Genomic DNA, 21,590 nt, shown 5'->3' with positions numbered 1-21,590 from the left:
GGCTGGGCGAGGTCACCCGCGCTCCGGCGACCCGACCAGCCCCGACTCGTACGCCGCGATCACGAGCTGCACCCGGTCGCGGCACCCGAGCTTGCGCAGCACCTCCGACACGTGCGACTTCACGGTCTGCTCGGTGATGAACAGCTCGGCACCGATCTCGGCGTTCGACAGCCCTCGGGCGACCGTGAGCAGCACCTCGCGCTCGCGGCCCGTGAGGTTCTCGATCCCGGGCGCGGTCCTGGTCGTGCGCTGCGCGAAGTCCCCGACCAGGCGGCGCGTCACGGTGGGCCCCAGGAGCATCGAGCCGTCCGCGACGAGCCGCACGCCCTCGACCAGGCGCGGGGCCGGGGTGTCCTTGAGCAGGAAGCCCGAGGCCCCGGCCTGGAGCGCGTCGAACACGTACTCGTCGAGGTCGAACGTCGTGAGGATGAGGACGCTCGTGCCGGGGTACCGGTCGCAGATCGCGGCCGTCGCGGCGATCCCGTCCATGACCGGCATGCGGACGTCCACGACGGCGACATCGGGGCGGTGGGCCGCGACGACGTCGAGCAGCTCGGCGCCGTCGCCCGCCGAGCCCACGACCTCGAGGTCCTCGGCCGCGTCGAGGATCGCCGCGAAGCCGTACCGGACCACGGGCTGGTCGTCGGCGACCACGACACGGGTCATGCGTCGATCCCGTCCACGCCGTCGGGGAGCGGCGGGGCGTCGCCCGCGGGGCCGTACAGGTAGGTGGAGGTGTGCTCGGTGGCCGTGGCCGTCTCCGGCCCGTCGACGGGGAGCGTGAGCTCGACGACGAACGAGCCGTCCTCCTCGCCTGCCGTGAGCGAGCCGCCGATCGACTCGATCCGTTCGCGCATCCCGAGCAGCCCGCGCCCGGGGGCGGCCGGAGAGGTGCGGGGGAGGAGCGGGTTCGAGATGCGGGCGGTCACGGTGCTCCCTGACCCGTGGCGCGCCAGGTGGGACAGGCCGCCAGGGAGGACGGGCAGCGCGTCCGTGCCCGACGGCGCCGCGTCCGTCCCCAGCGTGAGCGTCACCCGCTGCCCCGGGGCATGGCGACGTGCGTTGGTCAGCGACTCCTGCACCGCGCGGTACAGCACGAGGCCCTGGGCCGGCGGCAGCACCGGCACGTCCCCGACGACGATCACGGACTGCCCGGCCGAGCGGGCAGCGTCGACGAGCGTCATGACGTCCTCGGCCCCTGGCTGCGGGGCACGGTCGGCGCCCTCGGTGCGTTGCAGGACCGCAAGCACCTGACGCAGCTCGCCCAGCGCGTGCCGCGCGTCGTCGGCGATGTCCGCGAGCACGACCCTCGACTCGGTATCCATCGACGGGTGCACGTACGGTGCCGACTCCGCGCGGACGGCTACGAGCGAGATGTGGTGCGCGACGACGTCGTGCAGGTCGTGCGCGATCCTGGCCCGCTCGACCGCGACGGTCTCGATCGCGAAGGCCTGCTCGGAGGCGCGGGCTGCAGCGTCGGTGCGCGCCCTGGCGCGGCGGTTCGCGCCGATCGCGGCGGTCGTGGCCAGCACGGCGACCGAGTAGACGACATAGATGATGAAAGTGATCCACGTGTCGCCGCTGCCGGGGGTCACCGGGCCCACGGGGAGCAGTGCGTAGATGCCCGTGACGCAGTACCCCGCGGCGACGCCCAGGGCGAGGACGAACGGGACGACGGCTCTGCGCCATCCGTCGTACGCGCGGACCACGGCGATAGCGAGCAGCGCCAGCCACCAGGCCCAGACGAAGGTTGCGACGAGCGGCGTCAGGAGGAAGGGCCAACTGGCCAGCACACAGGCCAGTGCACGCGAACGACGCGAGAGGAGGACACCGATCGCTGCGCTCAAGCTGCCCAGCACCATGACCGGCTCGATGAGCGGCACGGTAGCGAGGTTGTCCCCCCACAGCCCAAGGGGAGCTCCCTGGAGATGCATGAAGGGGGTGACCGTTGCGAACAGCCCCACGAGCAGCGCGAGCACGCCGGGGAAGACCCAGGGGCGCCAGCCCGCGCGCCCGCTCCCGGCACTGGCTCCGGTCGCCCGTGAGCGTCCGGGCGCGCCGTCGGTGGCGGAGGGCGGCAGCAGGACGGTGGACCCGGGGACCCGGGCGGCGATGACCATGCGGACGATTCTTGCGGGTCCGCCCTGGGGTGCGGCACCGGCGCGCGACCGACCCCCTCTCCCTCCTGCGGGGGAGGGCGAGGTTCACTCGTCCAGCCCGCGAGAGCCCCGGTGAACCTCTTGACCAGCCCGGCACCCCGGCCTACGGTCCCCCGACGCGCGCGACCCGCGACCTCCTCGACCGACCGGCCCACCGGGGCTGGCGGGGACCGGCCGCACCAGCGGGAGCGCGCCGGACGGAGGAGACATGAGCGCCGCGATCCACTGGTTCCTGCCGACGTCGGGGGACGGGCGCACGGTCGTCGGGTCCTCGCACGCCGCGACGACCCCCGGGACGGCGCAGGCCTTCCGGGCCCCGACGCTCGACTACCTCACCGACGTGGCGCGCGCGGCCGACCGCCTGGGCTACGAGGCGGTCCTGACCCCGACCGGCACCTGGTGCGAGGACGCCTGGCTGACCACCGCGGCGCTGCTGCGCGAGACGCAGCGGCTGCACTTCCTCGTCGCGTTCCGTCCAGGGCTGGTGTCGCCGACGCTCGCGGCGCAGATGGCTGCGACGCTCCAGCGGTTCTCGGGCGGGCGGGTGCGCCTCAACGTCGTGACGGGCGGGGACGAGAGCGAGCAGCGGCGGTTCGGCGACTGGCTCGACCACGACGAGCGCTACGCGCGCACGGCCGAGTTCCTGACCGTGGTGCGCGGGCTGTTCTCGGGCGAGCCGCTCGACCTCGACGGGCAGCACTACCGCCTCCGCGACGGCCGGGTCCCTGTGCCGCCGGACCCTGCGCCGCCCGTCTACTTCGGGGGGTCCTCGGACGCCGCGCTGCCCGTCGCGGCCGAGCACGCCGACGTCTACCTCACGTGGGGGGAGCCGCCCGCTCAGGCCAAGGCCAAGATCGACCGGGTGCGCGAGCTCGCGGCCGAGCGGGGGCGGACCCTGCGGTTCGGCATCCGCCTGCACACCATCAGCCGCGACTCGTCGGCCGAGGCGTGGGGCGTCACCGAGAAGTTCCTCGACGCGTGGTCGCCCGAGCAGGTCGCGGCCGCGCAGGCCCAGTTCCGCTCGTCGTCGTCGACGGGCCAGCGACGCATGGCGGCGCTCAACGGTGACCGCTTCGACGGTCGCACGCGGTCGCTCGAGGTGCACCCGGGCCTGTGGGCGGGGGTGGGGCTGGTTCGGGGTGGCGCGGGGACGTCGCTCGTGGGCAGCCACGAGGAGGTCGCCGACCTCGTGCAGGAGTACCACGAGGCGGGCTTCGACGAGTTCGTGCTCTCGGGGTACCCGCACCTCGAGGAGGCGCACTGGTTCGCGGAGGGCGTGCGCCCGATCCTCGACCAGCGCGGGGTGACGCGACCGGCGGGGGCGCGCGGCGCCGTCGGGCAGGAGAGCCCGGCGGGGGCCCGGCCCGCACGCGACGAGGCCGCGCTCAGGACGCACTCGGTGGCCTTCTAGGCGCGGCCCCGGGCCGGCGGGCGCGACGGCGCCGGCCGGAGAACCTCAGACGCGCACGACCATCTTGCCCGTGTTCGCGCCGCGCATGAGGTCGAGGAACGCGTCGACCGAGTTCTCGATCCCGTCGACCACGGTCTCGTCGAACACGACGTCGCCGGCCTGGAGCCACGCGCCCATGTCGCGCGAGAACGCGGGGAAGTGCTCGAGGTGGTTGCCGATCGTGAAGCCGCGGAGCATGAGGCTGCGCGTCACCATGTTGCTCATGTTCCGCGGGCCGACCGCGGGCTCGGTCGCGTTGTACTGCGAGATCGCGCCGCACAGCGCCGCGCGCCCGAAGTCGTTGAACGCGCCCAGCGCCGCTTCGAGGTGGTCGCCGCCGACGTTGTCGAAGTACAGGTCGATCCCGTCGGGGGCGGCGACGGCGAGCTGGTCCGCGACCGGTCCGTCCTTGTAGCTGAAGGCCGCGTCGTAGCCGTAGCGCTCGGTCAGGAGCGCGACCTTCTCGGGCGTCCCGGCCGACCCGACGACGCGGCCCGCACCCTTGAGGCGCGCGATCTGGCCGGCGGCGGTGCCCACGGCCCCGGCGGCGCCGGAGACGAACACGGTGTCGCCCTCGCGAAGGCCCGCGATCTCGAGCAGCCCGACGTACGCGGTGAGCCCCGTCATCCCCAGGATGCCCAGGTACGCGGACAGCGGCACGCCCGGGATCTCGGGGACCACGCGGAACGCGGCCGCGTCGCCCTGAGCGACGTCGCGCCACCCGAGCTGGTGCAGCACGACGTCGCCGACCGCGACGCCCTCTGCCGTCGAGGCCTCGACGCGCCCGACGGCACCGCCTGTCATGGTCTCGCCGAGCGCGAAGGGCGGCGTGTAGGACTTCACGTCGTTCATGCGCCCGCGCATGTACGGGTCGACGGACACGAACTCGTTCCGGACGCGGACCTGGCCGGGAGCGAGGTCGGGGAGCTCGACCTGGACGGTGCGGAAGTCGTCGTGCGTGGGCCAGCCGGTGGGGCGGGCGACGAGCTGGATCTGCGTGGAGGTCATGTGTCGGGGTTTCCTTCGGTCGTGGTTCTGGGCGAGCATGCCCGACGGCGCAGCCCCGGCCGGGAGGGCCGGTGCGGCGGGTGGTGGGTCGGGCCGTGGGGTGGTCGGTGCGGTGGCCTGTCTGCCGTCAGGACACCAGGGCGATCACGAGCAGCACGATCGCGATCGCGGGCGGGACGAGCTGGACGAGCGCGGCGCGGGCCTTGGCGGGCGACGAGACGATCAGCACGAGCCCGGCGAGGACCATCGAGCCGGTCGCGCTCAGGACGAGCGCCGCGCCGACGTCGGTGTGCCCGCTCGTGACCAGCACGATGCCGATCGCGGTGATGGCTGCGAGGAACAGGTTGTAGAAGCCCTGGTTGAACGCGAGCTCCTTGGTCGCGCGGGCCTCCTGCTCGGTGGTCCCGAACGTGGCGCGGGTCCGTGGCGAGGTCCAGGACACGGACTCGAGCACGAAGATGTAGACGTGGATCAGCGCGGCGAGGCCGGCGAAGACCAGTGCTGTCGCGGTCATGGTGGGTGTCCTCCAGGGTGAGGGGGGCGGGCTCTGGCGCCTGCCGCTGCCGGCGGGAACGGCGTTCTGAACTGATCGGTCTACTAATTGACGGTACAGTTGTGTACCGGTCGGTGCAATTCGAGAAGCAGAAGGTGAGGCGGTCCACATGGGCAGGTCGCAGTCGTTCGACACCACCACGGTGGTCCAGTCGGCCCGGGACGTCTTCTGGGACCAGGGCCTTGACGGAGCATCCCTCCCGGACCTCGAGCGCGCCACCGGGCTCAACCGGTCGAGCCTCTACCACGCCTTCGGCTCCAAGCGAGGGCTGTTCGACGCGGCCGTCGAGGACTACCTCGACACCGTGATCCGCCCCCGCCTGCGCCCGCTCGTCACCGCGGGGCAGGCGGCAGCGGGGGAGCGCGCAGCGGGCCGGCCGAGCGCTGCGTCGCCCGAGGCCGGACGCGCCGTCGTGACGTACTTCGAGCGGCTCGGCTCCGCCGTCGAGCAGCTGCCCGCCGGCTCCCCACGGCTCGGCTGCCTCCTCGTCGGGTGCGCGACCGGTGCCGCCGGGCACGACGAGGCGCTGCGTGCCGCGGTCGACGCCTACCGGGCCGAGCTGACCGACGCGCTCGCCGGGGCGCTGCGCGCCGCGGACCCGGCGCTCGCGGACGGTGCCGTCGAGCAGCGCGCGCGCCTGCTGCTCTCGCTCCAGCTCAGCGCGCTCGCGCTCGCCCGCGTCAACCAGGACGAGGCCGTCGCGATGCTGCGCGCCGCACGCGACCAGGCGGCAGAGTGGGTTCCGCGCGACGCGTAGCGGTGCGGGGCACAGATGCTTCGTCTGATAGGAAGTAATTCCCCGAGCGAGACGAGAAGCCCATGGAGTTCGCCCCCTACCTGATCGCCGGCGTCCTGGCGGTCGTCGGCGTGACCGCGCTCGCACCGCGCCTGGGGGTCGCCGCCCCGCTGATCCTCGTGCTGCTGGGCGTCGCGGTGTCGTTCCTGCCCGCGGTCTCGGCCGTCGAGGTCGAGCCCGAGTGGATCCTCGCGGGCGTCCTGCCCCCGCTGCTCTACTCGGCGTCCGTGAGCATGCCCGCGATGGACTTCCGGCGAGATCTCAAGGCCATCAGCGGCCTGTCCGTGGTGCTCGTCGTCATCAGCGCCGTGGTGCTCGGCTTCCTGTTCCACCTGCTCATCCCGGGGATCGGGCTCGCGACGGGCATCGCGCTCGGCGCGATCATCAGCCCGACCGACGCGGTCGCGACCTCGATCGTCAAGAAGGCCGGCGTCTCACCGCGCGTCGTGACCGTGCTCGAGGGAGAGAGCCTGCTCAACGACGCCTCCGCCCTGGTGCTGCTGCGCTCGGCCATCGCGGCGACGGCCGCGACGGTCTCGGTCGGGCAGGTCGCGGGCGACTTCGTCTACGCGGTCGCGGTCGCCGTGGTCATCGGCTTCCTGGTCGGCAAGGCCAACCTGTGGCTGCGCTCGCGCGTGCGCGAGGCCACGTCCAACACCGCGATCTCGTTCGTCGTCCCCTTCATCGCGTTCCTGCCCTCGGAGCACCTGGGCGCCTCGGGGCTCGTCGCGGTCGTCACCGCAGGGATCGTCACGGGCCTCGGCGCACCCAAGCACCTGAGCCCGCAGGACCGCATCGCCGAGAAGGCGAACTGGCGGACCGTCGAGCTCCTGCTCGAGGGCGGGGTCTTCCTGCTCATGGGGCTCGAGGTGTTCGGGCTCGTCGAGGAGGTGCGTCAGGAGCACGGCAGCCTGTGGACGGCCGCGGGGCTCGCGCTCCTGGCCGCGGTCGTGGTCGTCGCGCTGCGGTCGGTGTTCGTCGCGGTGCTGCTGTGGCTCATGAAGCGCTCCAACCGGCGCAACCCCGAGGTGCGCGAGAAGCTCACGGCCGTGACCGACAAGCTCGACCGCGGCGAGCTGCCGACGGTCGAGGACCGGGAGCAGGGCAGGGGGCGGCGGAACCGGCGGTCGCGCGGCGGCCCTGGTGGGCCCGGCGGCGGCGTCCCCGGCCTGGGCGGTCCCGGGGGGCTGGCCGGGGCCCGCGGTGGACCGGGCGCCACGCAGCCCTCGCTCGACGACCCGCGCGTCCAGACCCGCATGGCCCGCGTCCAGACGTTCCTCACGCGCCGCATCGCCGACATCGACTACCTGGCGGCCGAGCCGCTCGGGCGCCGCGAGGGCGTGCTGCTCGTGTGGGCCGGGATGCGCGGGGTCGTGACCCTCGCGGCTGCCCAGTCCCTCCCGGCCGACACCCCGCACCGGGCCCTGCTCGTCCTCATCGCGTTCTTCGTCGCGGCCGGGACGCTCCTTGTCCAGGGCGGCACGCTGCCGTGGGTCGTGCGACGCCTCGACCTGACCGTCGACACGTCGACCGAGAACGACGAGCGGCTCGCGCTCCTGGGCGAGCTCTCGCGCGTGGCCTCCGAGGTGATCGACGCACCCGGGCTCGCGCGTCCGGACGGCACGCCGTACGCGCCCGGGACGATCGAGCGCGTGCGCCAGGAGGTCGCGCACGACGACCTCGTGGACCGTGAGGCGACCGAGGCCGACGAGCAGCACCGGCAGTACCGCGAGCTGCGGCTCGCGGTGCTCGCCGCCCAGCGCGAGGAGCTGCTGCACGTGCGCGACCACGGCACCTACAGCTCGGGGGCCATGGACGAGACGCTCAAGATGCTCGACGCGAGCCAGATCAGCGTCGAGATGCACGCGCCGGCCGCGGAGCGGTAGAGCGGCTGGGCGCCCGTTGCTCGGCCCCGGGGGGCCCGGGCCCCGGGGGTGCCGGGTTCCGGGGCCGAGGCCGGAAGTGCGGTACGCGCTACTCCGTCTGCTCCCGGGCGATCCGCACGAGGTGCAGCAGCGCGTCGAGGTCGATGTCGGCGAGCGACTTGAAGCCCACGCTCGAGCTGCCGATCTTGGCGCGCCCCAGCGTGTGCGCGTACTTCTGGGCGACGTACTGGTCGTCCTCGACGGCGTTGACGTACACGCTGAGGTAGTTCTGCTGGACGGCGAGGCCGACGACGAACCACTCGACGCTCCCGCCGCGGGGGCGCGGCTGGTCCAGGTCGCCGTACCCGAGGATCCGTTGGTCGGTCCCGCCCCAGAAGACGCCTTCCCACAGGACCCGGGAGCGGCCCGACATCACCTCCGAGATCGCGGCGTCGAGGCGCAGGGCGTCGTCGCGGAATCGCTCGGGAAGGGTCGTCAGGTACTCGTCGGGGTCGGTCCCGGTCTTCTGCACGGAAAGCTCCATCCGGTCGGGTCGGCTGGTCGAACGAGGCTATGCGTGCTCCCGGGGGCGGGGCGACCGGGCGCGCCCGAACGTGACCGGACCGTAGCCGTGCACCCCGGGTGCCCCCTTGCATCTAAGGTGCTATGGTCGCTGGATGTCGCCTCGCAAGAAGTCCGACGACCAGGCCCCCAGCGCCGTCGAGCGCGCCTTCGCCGCGGTGTCCGCCTCGATCATCACGGGCGAGACCGCCCCCGGGGCGCTCATCACCGAGGGGGAGGTCGCCGACGAGCTCGGCATCAGCCGCACCCCCGTCCGCGAGGCGTTCCTCCAGCTCCAGACGTGCCGCCTGCTCACGCTGTTCCCCAAGCGGGGAGCGATCGTCGCCACGGTCGCGGACAAGGAGGTCGCGGACCTCCTCGCGGTCAGGATCATGCTCGAGTCGTCCGCGATCCGCGCCCTCGACGGGAACGCCCTGCCCGACGACGTCGCGCACGACCTCGACGACCTCGTCGCCCGGCAGGTGGTCGCCGAGCACGACGGCGACCTGCTCGCCTTCTCGCAGGCGGACTTCGCGTTCCACTCCCGGGTCATCCGCGCCGGGGACAACGACGTGATCGAGGACCTCTTCGCGCAGCTCGGCCCGCGCCTCGAGCTCCTGACCCACCGCGCCGTCCGACGTGACGCGACCTCGCCCACACGGCTTCTCGCCGACCACCGCGTGCTCGCCACGCTGGCCCGTGCCGGTGACGCCCAGGCCTACGAGGCGGCGCTGCGCGCGCACGTCCAGCGAGGCAACTACGGCTGACGGGCGCTCGCCCCCCGATCACCGTTCGCGTCCCTCCCGCTCGGCCCGTCGTGGCCGTGCCATGCCCTTCGGGCCACCGTCCCACCGTCCTCGTCCCTGAGAAAGATCATGAACCGCCACCGCTCGTTCCCCGGCTGGCTGCGGGTCGCCCCGGCGCTCGTCGTCATGGCCTGGGGTGGTAACCACTTCACGCCGCTCCTGCACATGTACCAGGACCTCGGGAACTACTCCGTCGTCATGGTCGACCTGTTCCTCGGGATGTACGTCCTGGGCCTCGTGCCCGGCCTGGTCGTGGCGGGCCCCCTGTCCGACCGGTACGGGCGCAAGCCGCTCGCCGTCGTCGGCGTCCTGGGTGGGATCGGGGCGAGCGTGCTGCTGGCCGCCGGCTTCGGCAGCGAGGTCGTCATCTGCCTGGGACGCCTGCTCGCGGGGCTGAGCGTGGGCGTCGCGATGTCGGTCGGCACGAGCTGGGTCAAGGAGCTGTCGAGCGCGCCGTTCGACATGGAGGCCGACCAGACCGCGGGCGCGCGCCGCCCGTCGCTGTCCCTGACGCTCGGGTTCGGGATCGGAGCCGGGGTCTCCGGTGTGCTCGCCCAGTGGGGCCCGTGGCCCACGATCACGCCCTACGTGGTCCACGTCGTGCTCAGCGTGGTCGCGCTCGTCCTGCTCGCGACCGCGACCGAGACCGTCGGAGGGAACCGGTCGACGACCTCGCTCCTGGCCGACCTGCGGGTCCCGGCCGCGTCGCACCGCCGGTTCGTGCGCGTCGTGGTGCCCGCCGCGCCCTGGATCTTCGGTGCGGCCGGGATCGCCTACGCCGTCATGCCGCAGCTCGTCTCCGAGCAGACCGGCGACCTCTCCCTGGCCTACGCGACCCTGCTCACGGTCCTCACGCTCGGCACGGGTGCGGTGGTCCAGTCCTTCGTCGCGGTGATCGACCGGGTCACGGGCGGACGGGCGCTCGTCGTCGGGATGGGGCTCATGCTGCTGGGCATGGCGCTCGCCGCGACCAACGCGACCGTCCTGTCGCCCGTGCTCGGGGGCCTCGCCGCGATCACGCTCGGCGCCGCGTACGGGATCTGCGTGGTGGCCGGCCTGATCGAGGTGCAGGCCATCGCGACGCCCACCGACCTCGCCGGACTCACGGGCGTCTACTACAGCCTGTCCTACGTGGGCTTCCTGCTGCCCGTGGTCCTGGCCGGAGCGACGGCCCTCGCGGGCTACACGGTGCTCCTCGCCGTGGTCGCGGTGGCGTGCGCGCTCTGTCTGGTGACGGTCGTGCGAGGGCTGCGTGCGACGGCGTGACGGGTCGGCGCGGTGCCGCGGTGCCGCGTTACCGCGGTGTCGCCGTGGCGTGGCCGTCCGCGGACCGGCGCGGACCTGCGACGACCGGGTCTGAGGCGGGCCGGGCGGCCAGAGACCTTCGGACGAGGGCGATCGGTCCGAACGGGTGAGTCGGGGACCCCCTGGTGGGCGGGAACGTAGAGGGACCAGGGCGCGACCGGTGCCCGACCCACCCGAAGGAGCTCGTCGATCATGAAGGTCCTCCGTACCGTCACCACCACCGCAGTCTCCGCGGCGCTCGTGCTGGGCGGTGGAGCAGCGGCCTTCGCCGCCGAGGGGGCCGACGTCCCCGAGGCGGGCGCGCCCGCGGCCCCCGAAGCCGGCTCGTCCGACGCCGGCGGTGAGCAGTCGTCACCCGCTGCTGAGACCCCGGCCGCTCCGGCTCCGGCCGAGCACGCGCCTGCCACACCTGCCGCACCGTCCGACCCGGTCGTCGCCCCGGCCGCCGAGGCCCCCGCGGGCCCCGAGGCGCCGGTCGAGGAGACCGCGCCCGCCGACCCTGCGCCCGAGGCGCCCGTCGCGGTGGAGGCGCCCGTCGCCGAGACCCCCGCGGCGGACCCCGGCGAGACCACGGCCGACGTCGTCGAGCCTGCGACGGGCGAGCCCGGCACGGTCGAGACGACGGGCACCCCGCTGGCCGCGATGTCCGCGTTCGGTGCGCTCCAGTCGACGCCTGCCTACCCCGACGCCGACTACCACCCCCACTGGGAGGACAGCTACAACAACGGCTTCTCGTGCGACTACTGGTACTTCCTGGAGGACGGTGACCTCACGTCGGGCCGTGACTGGACGGGGTGGAACGGCCAGCCCCAGCTGCACATCCTGCACCACTCGCTCACCGACGACGACGGCACGATCCACATGGTCTACGACCGCGACATCGCGAGCTACTGGTACCACGTGTGGTCGGGCGACGAGACCGTGACCCCCGACGCCGAGGGCATCCACTGGCAGAACACCTCGGCCCAGCAGACCGTGCTCGTCAACGGCTACAAGGGCGGCTCGGACCTGGCCGCTCGTGGCGCCGACGCCCGGGTGCTGTTCGACCGTGCCGGGGTGACCGTGCCCGAGACCGCCACGATCGCTGACTACCAGTACAGCATCGACAACGGGTGGATGACCCTGGCCGAGGCCGAGCAGGCCGTCGCGGACCAGAACCTCCGTCGTGCCGACTACACGGCGTACGAGGCCACGCAGTTCGCGGTCTGGTATTTCTCGACCGGCCACGACATCATGGGCCTCTTCTTCGACGTGGACGCCTCGGGTCACGTGACCCTGAGCCAGAAGGCGCTCGACCAGTTCGCCGGCCAGCAGGCAGGGGACTGGACCCGCACCTGGGACCAGGGCTACCTGAGCGACCGGCTGGCGACGATGCAGACCGCGGCCTGGCTCATCGAGAACGCGCTCGGCACGAACGTGGTCATGCCCCAGCCGGGGTTCGTCTCGCACGGGTACGTCCGGAACACCGACGGCTCGACGGACTACGGCTTCACCGCCTCGCTCGTCGGTGGGACGGGCGACGTCCACGTCGAGCTGCGCACCGCGGACGGCTCGGCCGTGCCGGCCGGGGTGACCCTGGTCGACGCGAACGGCACCACCATCACGTCCGTGACGCCGGGGCAGCGCGTGTTCGTCCGGGTCCCCGCGGGCCTGGACGTCGCGAGCCTGCCGCAGTTCCAGCTCTGGGGCTCGGCGCAGGGCACCGAGCAGGGCAGCCCGCACTTCTACACGGGCAACGACCACAACAACCACGGGACGACCGACGAGAACGGCCAGTGGATGCCGGCGACGTTCCCGCACTGGCTCATCGGCCTGGGCGAGCTCGACCAGCCCTCGACCGCGTGGGACTGGGTCGGCATCAGCCTCGCCGACGAGCCCGAGGCCCCCGAGCCCGAGGAGCCGGTCGTGCCGGACGAGCCGACCGTCCCGGTCGTCCCCGAGGACCCGACGACCCCCGTCGTCACCGACGCCGTGGACCCGGTCTTCGTGGGGACCGACGGGACCGTCCGGACGGTCGCCTCGACCGACCCGACGAACCTGGGCCTGACGGGCACCGTCCCGGTCGCGACGGTCGCCGAGGCCGCCCAGGCCGCGAGCCTCGCCACGACCGGCGTGAACGCGGGACTGCTCGCGGTCGCGGGAGCCTTCATCGTCCTGACCGGTACGGGGCTCGTCCTCGCCGGGCGTCGGCGGACGTCGACCAGCACGGACCGGTGACCCCTCCCGGACCGACCGCATGATGACACCGACCGCGTGACACCGATCGCGTGACACCGACCGCAGGGCGCCCCCTCCGACCACGGAGGGGGCGCCCTGCGGTCGCCTCACGCGGCGGTGCGGGAGCGGCCGACCGGCGTCTCCGTCGCCCTCGGAGCGGGTGTCCAGGTCGACGGCCCCGTCTCGACCGCCCTCGCGCGGTGTTCCTGGCTAGCCTGACAGCATGCGGATGCCCGCCCTGGGGTCGATCACGCGGCGCGACGCCGCGGTCGCGTCGTTCGCCGCGCTCGCGGGGGTCTCGGTCGCGGTCTCACGATCGGTGGTCGGTACGCAGGGCGCGCCGTTGTGGGCCGAGCTCGTCGCCCAGCTCGTCGGGGCCTCGCTGCTCCTGTGGCCGCGGCTCACGGGTCCGGCGGTCGTGGGGACCGCCCTCCTGTCGTGGGTCTCGCCGGTCCCCGCGACGATCCTCGCGTCGTTCGACGCGGGGGAGCGGCTCTCGCGCCGCCAGGGAGCGGTCTGGGTGACGGCCGGCGCCCTCGTGATCCTCCCCGCTGCGCCGCTCGCGTTCGCGAGGTCGGACGTCGCGATGGTCACCGTGCTGGTGCTGCTCGTCCTGGGGCCCTGGCTCGCCGGTCGCAGCCGGCGCGCCGAGCGGGTCGCGTCGGCCGCTCTCCGGGACCGGAGCGCCCAGGCCGCGGAGCACCTCGTGGCCCAGGTGCGGACCACCGAGCGGGAACGTCTCGCGCGGGAGATGCACGACGTCGTCGCGCACCGGGTCAGCTACGTCGTGCTGCAGAGCAACCTCCTGGAGACGAAGGTCGCCGACCCGCAGGTCCGCGAGGACGTGGACCGGATCCGTGACACGGCTCGCGAGGCGCTCGAGGAGATGCGCGGGATGCTGCACCTGCTCGGGCGGGACGGGACCCCGGCACCGCTCGACCAGCCGTCGTTCCGGGACGTCGCGATCCTGGCCGAGGAGGCCCGGTCCGTGGGACAGCCGGTCGAGGTGGACGCCGACGTCGTCCCCGGGGAGCCGCCCGGACTGACCGAGCGCACCGCCGTCCGCATCGTGCGGGAGGCCCTGACCAACGCGGTCCGGCACGCACCGGGGGCCGAGACGGCCGTGCGCGTCGCCGAGGAGGACGGAGCGCTGCGGGTCGCGGTCGTCAACGGTCCGTCGGCGATCCCCGAGGTCGAGATGCCCACCGGTGGCCACGGTCTGCAGGGCATCCGCGAGCGGGTGGCCCTCGTCGGGGGGACCACCACGATCGGACCGACGCCGGACGGCGGGTTCCGCGTCGACGCGCTGCTGCCGAGGAGGCAAGCATGAGCCGAGTCATCCGTGTGGTGGTCGTCGACGACGAGCGACTGTTCCGCGAGGGCATCGCGGGGCTGGTCGACGCGGCCGACGACCTCGACGTCGTCGGGACGGCCGAGGACGGCCGCGAGGGGGTCGAGGCGGTCCTCGCGCACCACCCCGACGTGGTCCTCATGGACATGCAGATGCCCGTCATGAACGGCATCGAGGCGACGCAGGAGATCCGCCGGGCGTCGCCCGAGGTCCAGGTCGTGATCCTGACGAACTTCCAGTACGACGAGTACGTCGTGCCCGCGCTGCGGGCCGGGGCCGCGGGCTACCTCCTCAAGGACAGCACGGTGACCGAGGTCCACCAGGGCATCCGGGCGGCCGCGGCGGGCGAGGCGATGCTGTCCCCGGCCGTGACGCGGCACCTGCTGGACTCGCTCGGCCCGGCCATGAGCACGCGGCAGGCCGCTGCGCGGGCCAAGGTGGGGGAGCTGAGCGAGCGGGAGCGGGCCGTCGTCGGGCTGGTCGCGACGGGGGTGTCGAACGCGGAGATCGCCCGGACCTTGTTCATGGCCGAGCCGACGGTCAAGACCCACCTGACCCACGCCATGGTCAAGCTCGGGGTCACGAACCGCACGCAGGCAGCGATCCTCGGCCACGACGCGGGGCTGCCCGACGACGCGGCCACCACCTGAGGGGCGCCGCGGCGCCGGGCTCGCGGCTGAGGTGCCGGCAGACCCGTCGGGGGAACTCGCGTCATGGATCCGTTTCCAGCCGTCTCTTCTGTAGGAGCCAGAAGAGACCGGATCACAACGTGGGCGACGTGCGGACCCACCGACGGAGGAACCATGTCCATCACGGAGCGAACGTCCCCGAAGTCCCCACCCCCTGACGGGGTGCAGGAGGAGGTCGTGCTCTCCCGCCGGGAGCTCGTGGTCCTCACGCACCTCACGGAGGACATGACCCTGGAGCAGCTCGCGGCGATCCTGTTCGTCACCCGCAACACGGTCAAGTCCCAGCTGCGCAGCATCTACCGCAAGGTGGGTGTCTCGAACCGCGCGGACATCCTGCGCTGGGCGCGGGACCGCGGCATCTCGTAGGTCGTGCGCCCGCCGCCGGGCAGGTCGCCCGGAGGCAGGCCGCGCGCGTGGCGCGCGCGGCCGCGACCACCCGAGATGCGTGCCGGTCAGGTGGTGGGATGCTCGAGGGACGCGCCGGTCGACGACGACGGGCCACGAGGTTCCGAGGCGAGCATGGGGCAGGAACGACAGGCGTCGGACGATCCGACGGTCACGGACCCCGACCACTACCGGGTGATCTTCGAGAACGAGCGGGTCCGGGTGCTGGAGTACGAGGACCGGCCGGGTACGCGGACGCACCCCCACCATCACCCCGACAGCGTCATGTACACGCTGAGCGGCTTCGAGCGACGCATCTCGTCGGGCGACCGGGTCATGGAGGTCGTGCTGGCGGCGGGCGAGACCCATTGGCTGCCGGACCAGGTCCACGTGGGGGAGAACACCGGGACGACGCCCACGCACGCGATCTTCGTCGAGCTCAAGGAAGCGGGCCCGGGACCGCGGCCGTCAGGTGGGGAGTGATCAGGGGGCGAGCTCGGGGCCTCTTCCTGACCCGTCGTCGCAGCAGGGTCAGTGGAACTCGTGACCCGCGTCGTCCGTGCCGACGGCTTCCATCGTGACGTCCTCGCCAGGGGCGGAGGGCAGTGCGACGAAGCGCATCTCGACCAGGACCACGTCCTGGCACTGCGGGCACAGGCGCTGTTCTTTCCATCGGCGGTGCGGCATCGCGATCCTCGGTTCTTGCGGGTAGAGCACGGCCGTCGCAAACGCCCCTGACCGGCCGGCGGCCGGTCAGGGGCGTTGTCTCGCTGAGGTGGCGACGCGGGCAGGGGCTCGCGTCGCCGTCGCTGATCGTAGCCCCTGGCGACGTTCCGCGGATACGGGGTGGGAGAAGTTCTCGAACCCGGTCGCGAGGTCAGCGCGCGAGCCGGTCCACGACCTTCCCGTAGAGCCAGGGTGCGTGCGCTGCGAGCGGCACGATCGCCCGGCGCGCGGGCGAGGTCGCCCACCCCACGAGCCCGGTCGTCAGCATCCGGTAGTCGCGCGTCACGCGCGCCCAGTCGCGCTCGTACGCCCCGGGATCGTCCAGGTGCCCGACGGCGGCGCTCGCCTGCGCGAGCCCCACGCGCAGTCCTTCGCCCGTGAGGGCGTCCACGTACCCCGACGCGTCCCCGACGAGGCGCACCCGGCCGGTGCTGCGCCGTCGGGACCGTTGCCGCAGGGGACCCGCGCCGCGGACCGGGCCCAGCGGGTCGGCGTCCCTCAGGCGGGCGGCCAGCTCGGCGAAGCCCGCGAGGGCCTCGTCGAAGTGCGTCCCGGTGGGCCCGAGCATCGCGATCCCGACGACGTCCGGGCCCACGGGCGTCACGTACGCCTCGACGCGGTCGCCCCAGTGGACCTCGACCAGGTCCGTCCACGCGGGCGCTCGGAAGTGGCGTCGCAGACCGAAGCGGCGCCGCGGGTCCGGGCCGGGACGGACGGGCGGGGCGGTGCCGCCGAGCTCGGTGGGGATGCGCGCCGCGTGGGGTGCGGCCTCGTCGGCCGCCGCTCCGTCGGGTCCGTCGCCGCCGTGGCGGCTCCGCGCCAGGAGGGACTCGTGCGCGGGCGCGTCCGCCCCGACGTCCAGGCCCGCGAGGCGGCGCACGGTCGAGTGCAGCCCGTCGCAGCCGAGCAGCCAGCGCGCGCTGACGCCCGCGGCAGACACCCGGTCCGCCGTCTCGTCGATGCTCTCGACCCGGCTGCGCACGGTCGTGGCCCCGAGCGCAGCCGCGCGGTCGGCGAGCGCCGCGTGCAGGGTGGTTCGTCGCACGCCCCGGCCCTGCCCGCCCGTGAAGAGGTGGTCGGCGTGCCGGTGCGCGTCGCGGTAGCTGATGCCCCGCAGGACGTGCCCGTCGGGGTCGACGTCGAGGGCCTGGAGCGCGTGCAGCGCACCGGGCATGAGGCCCTCGCCGCACGCCTTGTCCACAGGGCCGGTGCGCGGCTCGACCACGACCACGTCGTAGCCCGCGAGCCTCGCCTCGATCGCGGCGGCCAGCCCGACCGGGCCCCCACCCACGACCAGGACGTCGGTGTCGGTCACGGCCGGCTGACCGAGCCCGGGGCCGACTGCGCGTGCGGGAGGGCGTCGAGCGCACGCTCCTCGGCCGGGAGCCGGAACCGCATCAGCAGCACGGCGTTGAGCACCGTGAAGACGAGCGCGGTCGTCCAGCACGAGTGGACGAGCGGCAGCGCGAAGCCTTCGACGACGACCGCGACGTAGTTGGGGTGCCGGAACCAGCGCTGCCCGGGGTGCTGCGCGATCCAGCGGTAGGGGCCGCGGTCGACCCACGGCAGCCCGGGGACCACGATCACGCGCGTGTTCCACCGCGGCCCGAGCGAGGCGATGCACCACCAGCGCAGCGCCTGGCTCGCGACGACGAGCACGAACGCGGGCCACCCGACCCACGGGACGAACGGCCGGTCGGCCACGTTGACCTCGACCACGCACGCGACGAGCAGGCCCGTGTGCAGGGCGACCATCGCCGGGAAGTGGCCGCGCCCCGTCTCGATGCTGCCGCGCGCGAACGACCACCTCGCGTTGCGTGCCGAGACGACGAGCTCGGCGAGCCGTTCGAGCGCGGTCGCCCCGACCACGACGTAGAAGAAGACGAGCATCAGCCCTCCGTGCCGTCGGGGAAGCGCAGCAGCACGAGCTCGGCGCTGACGCCAGGACCGAACGCCATGAGGACGCCGTGCCGGTCGCCGGTCGCGGGCGGGGTCGTGCGGCGCTGCGCTCGCTGTGCCTCGCGCGCCGCGAGCGTCGCGGCGAGCACGTGCAGCACCGAGGACGACGACAGGTTCCCGACGGCGGCGAGCGACTCCCTGCTGAGCCGAAGGTCCGTCTCGTCGAGACCCAGCGAGTCGCGCACGACGTCGAGGATGCGCGGCCCGCCCGCGTGCACGACCCACGTCCCGACGTCCTCGGTCGCGAGGGCGTGCTCGGCGAGCAGCGACTTCACGTCCCCCGCGAGGTGCGCCGCGATGACCTCGGGAAGGCCCGCCGACAGGACGATCCCGAAACCGCTGTCGCGGATCGTCCAGCCCAGGTGGTCGGCCGTCTCGGGATAGAGGCGGCTGCGGGTGTCGACGACGTCGACCCCCCGTGGCACGGGTCGGGTCGAGAAGCCCGGGGTGCCCGCTGCCCGGGTGCCGCGCACCCCCGGGGCGGGCGCTCCGCCGTCGGGCACGGGGCCCCCGGACCGGACGGCCGCCGGGTGCGCGTCCCCGACCATCACGACCGCAGCCGCCCCGTCCCCGAACAGGCCCGTCGAGACCAGGTTCGCCATCGAGTCGTCGCCGTGCTGGAGCGTCAGCGAGCACAGCTCGACCGACACGAGCAGGGCCACGTCCTGCGGGTGACCCGTCAGGTAGTCGTGGACGCGCGCGATCCCCGCGGCCCCCGCGACGCAGCCGAGACCGAACGACGGCAGGCGCTTCACGTCGGTCCGCAGGCCCAGGCGCGTCACGAGCTCCGCGTCGATCGAGGGCGCAGCGATCCCGGTCACCGAGGTGAAGAGGAGGAAGTCGACCTCTCCCGGGGCGAGCCCCGCGGCGTCGAGCGCGGTGCGGCACGCCTCCTCGGCGAGGTCCGTGCCGACGCGGATGAAGTGGTCGTTCGCGACCCCGAACGACGTGAGCCCCGCGTACTCGTCGAGAGCCAGGGCCGTGTGGCGGGTCCGCACGCCGCTCGCCTCGTGCAACCGGCGCAGGACGGCGCGCTTGGCGGCCGACGGGGTCAGCAGGGGCCCGATCGTGTCCGTGATCTCGCTCTGAGGGTGTGCGACGCCCGGCAGAGCCGGACCGACCGCGAGCAACCGCGACATTCCCGCATCGTGTCACGGCGACGCGCAGCCCGCGCGTTGCTAGCGTCGGACGGACGAGGACCCGTCGACGGCAGGGACGGCGGGCGCGACGGACGGTGACGACGGTGACGGTGACGACGCGCACGACCCTGACGACGGCGCGGGGTCTCGCCCTGGCGAGCCACGCCGGGCCCACGGTCGTGGTCACCGTCCTGGCCGGCCTCTTCGCCGCGGGCGTGGGGTCCGGCCCGGGGACGACGGCTCTCGTGGTCGCCGCGGTCCTCACCGGTCAGCTCTCCGTCGGCTGGTCCAACGACTGGCTCGACGCCCGCCGCGACGTCGCGGTGCAGCGCACCGACAAGCCCGTCGTCGCGGGGCTCGTGACGACCCGGCAGGTGCACGGGGCGGCGCTCCTCGCGGCGGCCCTGTGCGCCGTGCTGTCGCTCGCGACGGGGATCGGCGCAGGGCTCGTGCACCTCGTGGCCGTCGCGAGCGCGTGGAGCTACAACGCATGGCTCAAGTCGACCGTGTGGTCCTGGGCGCCCTACGCCGTCTCCTTCGGTCTGCTGCCGCTGTTCGTCGTGCTCGCGGCCCCCGGCGACCGCGTCGCGGCCCCCTGGGCCATGACCGCGACGGCGCTCCTGGGCGTGGGCGCGCACGTCGCGAACACCCTGCCCGACCTCGAGGACGACCGGGCCACCGGCATCCGCGGGCTGCCGCACCGGCTCGGCCGGACACGCGCGAGCGTGCTCGCCCCGACCGTGCTCGTCGCGGCCGTCGCCGTCGTGGTGCTCGGTCCGCCCGGACCGCCGACCGTCGCAGCCTGGGTCGGCGGGATCGTGGCGGTGGCGCTCGCGGTGTCCGCAGGCGTCGTCGCCGTGCGGCGGACCACGAGCCGGCTGCCCTTCGCGCTCAGCATGGCCGTCGCGGCAGTGTGCGCTGTCCTGCTGGTGCTGGCCGGACCGGACGTCGCGCTGCCGGGGTGAGCGGCGGCGTCGGGCCTGAGGGAGGGGCCTCGGCCGTGCCGGCCTTGCTGGACGGGCTGGTCGTGCTGGACGGGCTGGTCGTGCTGGACGGGCTGGTCGTGCCGGACGGGCGGCCGGACGGGCTGGTCGTGCCGGACGGGCGGCCGGACCGGCTCAGGACGGCACCTGACCACCGCAGCCGGGAGTCGCGACACCGTCGACGCGCATCTGGGCGATCCAGGTCCACCCGGCGCCGACGTCTCGGAGGTCGTTCGCGGGAATCTCGATCACCCCCGGGCTCGTCGGGCTCGCACCGACCTCCCCGAAGCCCGTGCCGAGCGGCGTCGAGTACTCGAGCCGGGTGCCGTCGGGGCCCGTGAGGACGGCCTCGAGCGAGGCGCCGGCGCTCGCGGGGACCTCGCCGTCCCAGGTGAGCGTGATCTCCGATCCCAGTCCCTCGTCGGGCAAGGGATGCGTGACCCCCAGGCGGGTGATCGTGCCCGGCGTCGTCCGGCTGAAGGACGCCTCGCTGAACTGCGGCACGTCGGGGCGCGACCCGTGCTCCCACGCCGTGCAGGCCGTGGCCGACACGAACTGACCGCCCCTGGTCGTGGTGGGTCCGTAGGCGTACGCCAGCCCGGCCACGCACAGGACGGTCGCCGCCGCGGTGACGACCCTCGATCCCCTGTGCCTCTCCCGGACGAACGGTGCGAGCCACGCGTGGGGCTCGGGCGCGACGGACCGCACGACGACCGTCGACAGCAGGCTGTCCGCGAACGTGCGGTGCTGCCTGTCCCACAGCGGGCGCAGGTACCCGACGAAGCACAGCGCGTCGAGGAGGTGCGCGAGCCAGCGCAGCACGGTCGTGAGGAACCCGACCGGTCGGCCCGAGTCCCGGTTGACGACGACGATCCCCACGGCCCGCTTGCCCGGCGTCGCACCCGTGTACGCCTGAAGGACGACCATCGCGAGCACCGCGCCGATCATCCACGCGCTCTCGGACCAGGTCACGCCCTCGAACGCGGTGCCCATGCTGCCGTTGTTGTCCAGACCGGGGAGCGCGCTCGGTGCGACCCCCGGCCCGACGACCACGAACATGAGCCCCGCCAGGATCGAGTTGTCGAGCAGGAACGCCCCGACGCGCCGCAACCAGCTCGCGTACGGGCCGAAGAGCGGGGGGTCGTCGAGGTCGGTGAGGTCCGGCGGGAGGGAGGGTGTGCGGCCCGGCGGGAGGACGGGAGTGCGGTCTGCCCGGGCGGCGGGTGCCTGGCCCGCCGGGACGGTGGGCCCGTGGCGCGACGGGGCGGCGGGGGCGTCGGGGGCGGCGGGGGCAGCGGCCGCGGACTGCGCGGCGGGCTCGGCGAAGCCGTAGGCGGGGACGGCGGCCGAGGGGGTATCGCCCGGCGCGCCGGGGCCGCTCGGCGGGTCTCCGTCGCCGGTCGCGGGGTCCGTCGCCGAGGCCCCGACCGTTGCCGGGACAGGCTCGTGGTGGGCACCGTCGTGCGGTGCCGGCGTCGTCGCGGGGTCCCCCATGGGACGAGGGTCCCAGATTCGGTGCGGGTTGTCAGCCGCCCTCCTCGCGGGGTGCCGGGTCGTCGCGTCGAGTGTGCAGTTCGGGTCGTTCACGAGCGCTCGGGACGACCCCACCAGCCCACACGCAGGCGCGTATAAAAAAAAA

The 21,590-nt window shown here is 73.8% G+C and carries 21 protein-coding genes; 11 read left to right on the top strand and 10 right to left on the bottom strand.

Annotation, left to right across the window (positions count from 1 at the left end):
• Window positions 1-12: 12 nt before the first annotated feature.
• Both ACFVQ3_RS02790 and ACFVQ3_RS02785 read right to left on the bottom strand, forming a co-directional pair.
• Window positions 13-666, bottom strand: coding sequence for a response regulator (locus tag ACFVQ3_RS02790; RefSeq protein ID WP_387634805.1), 654 nt, complete (start codon window positions 664-666; stop codon window positions 13-15).
• On the bottom strand, window positions 663-2,120 hold the full coding sequence (locus ACFVQ3_RS02785; RefSeq protein ID WP_387634803.1) for a sensor histidine kinase: 1,458 nt from the start codon (window positions 2,118-2,120) through the stop codon (window positions 663-665). Before ACFVQ3_RS02785 ends, ACFVQ3_RS02790 begins: the two co-directional genes overlap by 4 nt.
• 247 nt (window positions 2,121-2,367) lie before the next feature.
• On the opposite strand from ACFVQ3_RS02785, the gene ACFVQ3_RS02780 reads away from it, so the two are divergent.
• A complete protein-coding gene (locus ACFVQ3_RS02780; protein ID WP_387634801.1) occupies window positions 2,368-3,570 on the top strand; it encodes an LLM class flavin-dependent oxidoreductase in 1,203 nt (400 codons plus the stop codon).
• A gap of 45 nt (window positions 3,571-3,615) precedes the next feature.
• On the opposite strand, the gene ACFVQ3_RS02775 is transcribed toward ACFVQ3_RS02780, so the two are convergent.
• Entirely contained in the window at window positions 3,616-4,617 is a 1,002-nt protein-coding gene (locus tag ACFVQ3_RS02775; protein WP_387634799.1) for an NADP-dependent oxidoreductase, read from the bottom strand.
• 127 nt (window positions 4,618-4,744) lie between these two features.
• The gene (locus ACFVQ3_RS02770) at window positions 4,745-5,131 is read right to left on the bottom strand and encodes a DUF1304 domain-containing protein (RefSeq protein ID WP_387634795.1); all 387 of its coding nucleotides are present in this window, start codon (window positions 5,129-5,131) and stop codon (window positions 4,745-4,747) included.
• Between the two features lie 148 nt (window positions 5,132-5,279).
• On the opposite strand from ACFVQ3_RS02770, the gene ACFVQ3_RS02765 reads away from it, so the two are divergent.
• Window positions 5,280-5,927: a helix-turn-helix domain-containing protein gene (locus ACFVQ3_RS02765; RefSeq protein ID WP_387634792.1), complete on the top strand. Its 648-nt coding sequence runs from the start codon at window positions 5,280-5,282 to the stop codon at window positions 5,925-5,927.
• 62 nt (window positions 5,928-5,989) lie between these two features.
• The gene (locus ACFVQ3_RS02760) at window positions 5,990-7,852 is read left to right on the top strand and encodes a cation:proton antiporter (RefSeq protein WP_387634790.1); all 1,863 of its coding nucleotides are present in this window, start codon (window positions 5,990-5,992) and stop codon (window positions 7,850-7,852) included.
• An 88-nt stretch (window positions 7,853-7,940) separates the two neighbouring features.
• Here the strand turns inward: ACFVQ3_RS02760 and ACFVQ3_RS02755 are convergent, their stop codons facing one another.
• The gene (locus ACFVQ3_RS02755) at window positions 7,941-8,363 is read right to left on the bottom strand and encodes a hypothetical protein (RefSeq protein ID WP_387634787.1); all 423 of its coding nucleotides are present in this window, start codon (window positions 8,361-8,363) and stop codon (window positions 7,941-7,943) included.
• Window positions 8,364-8,508: 145 nt separating this feature from the next.
• Between ACFVQ3_RS02755 and ACFVQ3_RS02750 the strand changes: the two genes are divergently transcribed.
• From ACFVQ3_RS02750 to ACFVQ3_RS02720, 7 genes are all read left to right on the top strand, one after another.
• The gene (locus ACFVQ3_RS02750) at window positions 8,509-9,159 is read left to right on the top strand and encodes a GntR family transcriptional regulator (RefSeq protein WP_387634784.1); all 651 of its coding nucleotides are present in this window, start codon (window positions 8,509-8,511) and stop codon (window positions 9,157-9,159) included.
• A gap of 108 nt (window positions 9,160-9,267) precedes the next feature.
• A complete protein-coding gene (locus tag ACFVQ3_RS02745; RefSeq protein ID WP_387634782.1) occupies window positions 9,268-10,464 on the top strand; it encodes an MFS transporter in 1,197 nt (398 codons plus the stop codon).
• A 231-nt stretch (window positions 10,465-10,695) separates the two neighbouring features.
• Window positions 10,696-12,720 (top strand): hypothetical protein, encoded by a 2,025-nt coding sequence (locus tag ACFVQ3_RS02740; protein WP_387634779.1) that lies wholly within the window; start codon window positions 10,696-10,698, stop codon window positions 12,718-12,720.
• 223 nt (window positions 12,721-12,943) lie between these two features.
• Entirely contained in the window at window positions 12,944-14,050 is a 1,107-nt protein-coding gene (locus ACFVQ3_RS02735; protein WP_387634777.1) for a sensor histidine kinase, read from the top strand.
• Complete coding sequence (locus ACFVQ3_RS02730) at window positions 14,047-14,721, top strand: response regulator (RefSeq protein ID WP_387634774.1); 675 nt, start codon at window positions 14,047-14,049, stop codon at window positions 14,719-14,721. The genes ACFVQ3_RS02735 and ACFVQ3_RS02730 overlap by 4 nt, the downstream gene beginning before the upstream one ends.
• Before the next feature lie 153 nt (window positions 14,722-14,874).
• Window positions 14,875-15,126: a response regulator transcription factor gene (locus ACFVQ3_RS02725; protein WP_387634771.1), complete on the top strand. Its 252-nt coding sequence runs from the start codon at window positions 14,875-14,877 to the stop codon at window positions 15,124-15,126.
• Window positions 15,127-15,279: 153 nt separating this feature from the next.
• A complete protein-coding gene (locus ACFVQ3_RS02720) occupies window positions 15,280-15,627 on the top strand; it encodes a cupin domain-containing protein (RefSeq protein WP_387634768.1) in 348 nt (115 codons plus the stop codon).
• A 48-nt stretch (window positions 15,628-15,675) separates the two neighbouring features.
• Here the strand turns inward: ACFVQ3_RS02720 and ACFVQ3_RS02715 are convergent, their stop codons facing one another.
• The 4 genes from ACFVQ3_RS02715 to ACFVQ3_RS02700 all read right to left on the bottom strand — a co-directional run bounded on the left by ACFVQ3_RS02715 (window position 15,676) and on the right by ACFVQ3_RS02700 (window position 18,968).
• Window positions 15,676-15,831, bottom strand: coding sequence for a hypothetical protein (locus ACFVQ3_RS02715; protein ID WP_168210015.1), 156 nt, complete (start codon window positions 15,829-15,831; stop codon window positions 15,676-15,678).
• A gap of 190 nt (window positions 15,832-16,021) precedes the next feature.
• Window positions 16,022-17,185 (bottom strand): NAD(P)/FAD-dependent oxidoreductase, encoded by a 1,164-nt coding sequence (locus ACFVQ3_RS02710; RefSeq protein WP_387634765.1) that lies wholly within the window; start codon window positions 17,183-17,185, stop codon window positions 16,022-16,024.
• Complete coding sequence (locus ACFVQ3_RS02705) at window positions 17,182-17,760, bottom strand: isoprenylcysteine carboxyl methyltransferase family protein (protein WP_387634763.1); 579 nt, start codon at window positions 17,758-17,760, stop codon at window positions 17,182-17,184. The genes ACFVQ3_RS02710 and ACFVQ3_RS02705 overlap by 4 nt, the downstream gene beginning before the upstream one ends.
• Window positions 17,760-18,968 carry a type III polyketide synthase gene (locus ACFVQ3_RS02700; protein ID WP_387634761.1) on the bottom strand — a complete coding sequence of 403 codons (1,209 nt, stop codon included), beginning with the start codon at window positions 18,966-18,968 and terminating at the stop codon, window positions 17,760-17,762. Before ACFVQ3_RS02700 ends, ACFVQ3_RS02705 begins: the two co-directional genes overlap by 1 nt.
• Before the next feature lie 104 nt (window positions 18,969-19,072).
• Here ACFVQ3_RS02700 and ACFVQ3_RS02695 point away from each other — a divergent pair, with 104 nt between their 5' ends.
• Complete coding sequence (locus ACFVQ3_RS02695) at window positions 19,073-19,933, top strand: UbiA family prenyltransferase (RefSeq protein ID WP_387634759.1); 861 nt, start codon at window positions 19,073-19,075, stop codon at window positions 19,931-19,933.
• A 153-nt stretch (window positions 19,934-20,086) separates the two neighbouring features.
• On the opposite strand, the gene ACFVQ3_RS02690 is transcribed toward ACFVQ3_RS02695, so the two are convergent.
• Window positions 20,087-21,445 (bottom strand): RDD family protein, encoded by a 1,359-nt coding sequence (locus ACFVQ3_RS02690; RefSeq protein ID WP_387634756.1) that lies wholly within the window; start codon window positions 21,443-21,445, stop codon window positions 20,087-20,089.
• Between the last annotated feature and the right edge of the window lie 145 nt (window positions 21,446-21,590).

It is taken from the genome of Oerskovia sp. NPDC057915 (assembly GCF_042887685.1).
Classification (GTDB): domain Bacteria; phylum Actinomycetota; class Actinomycetes; order Actinomycetales; family Cellulomonadaceae; genus Oerskovia.
This window is presented reverse-complemented; position numbering and strand designations above follow the sequence as displayed.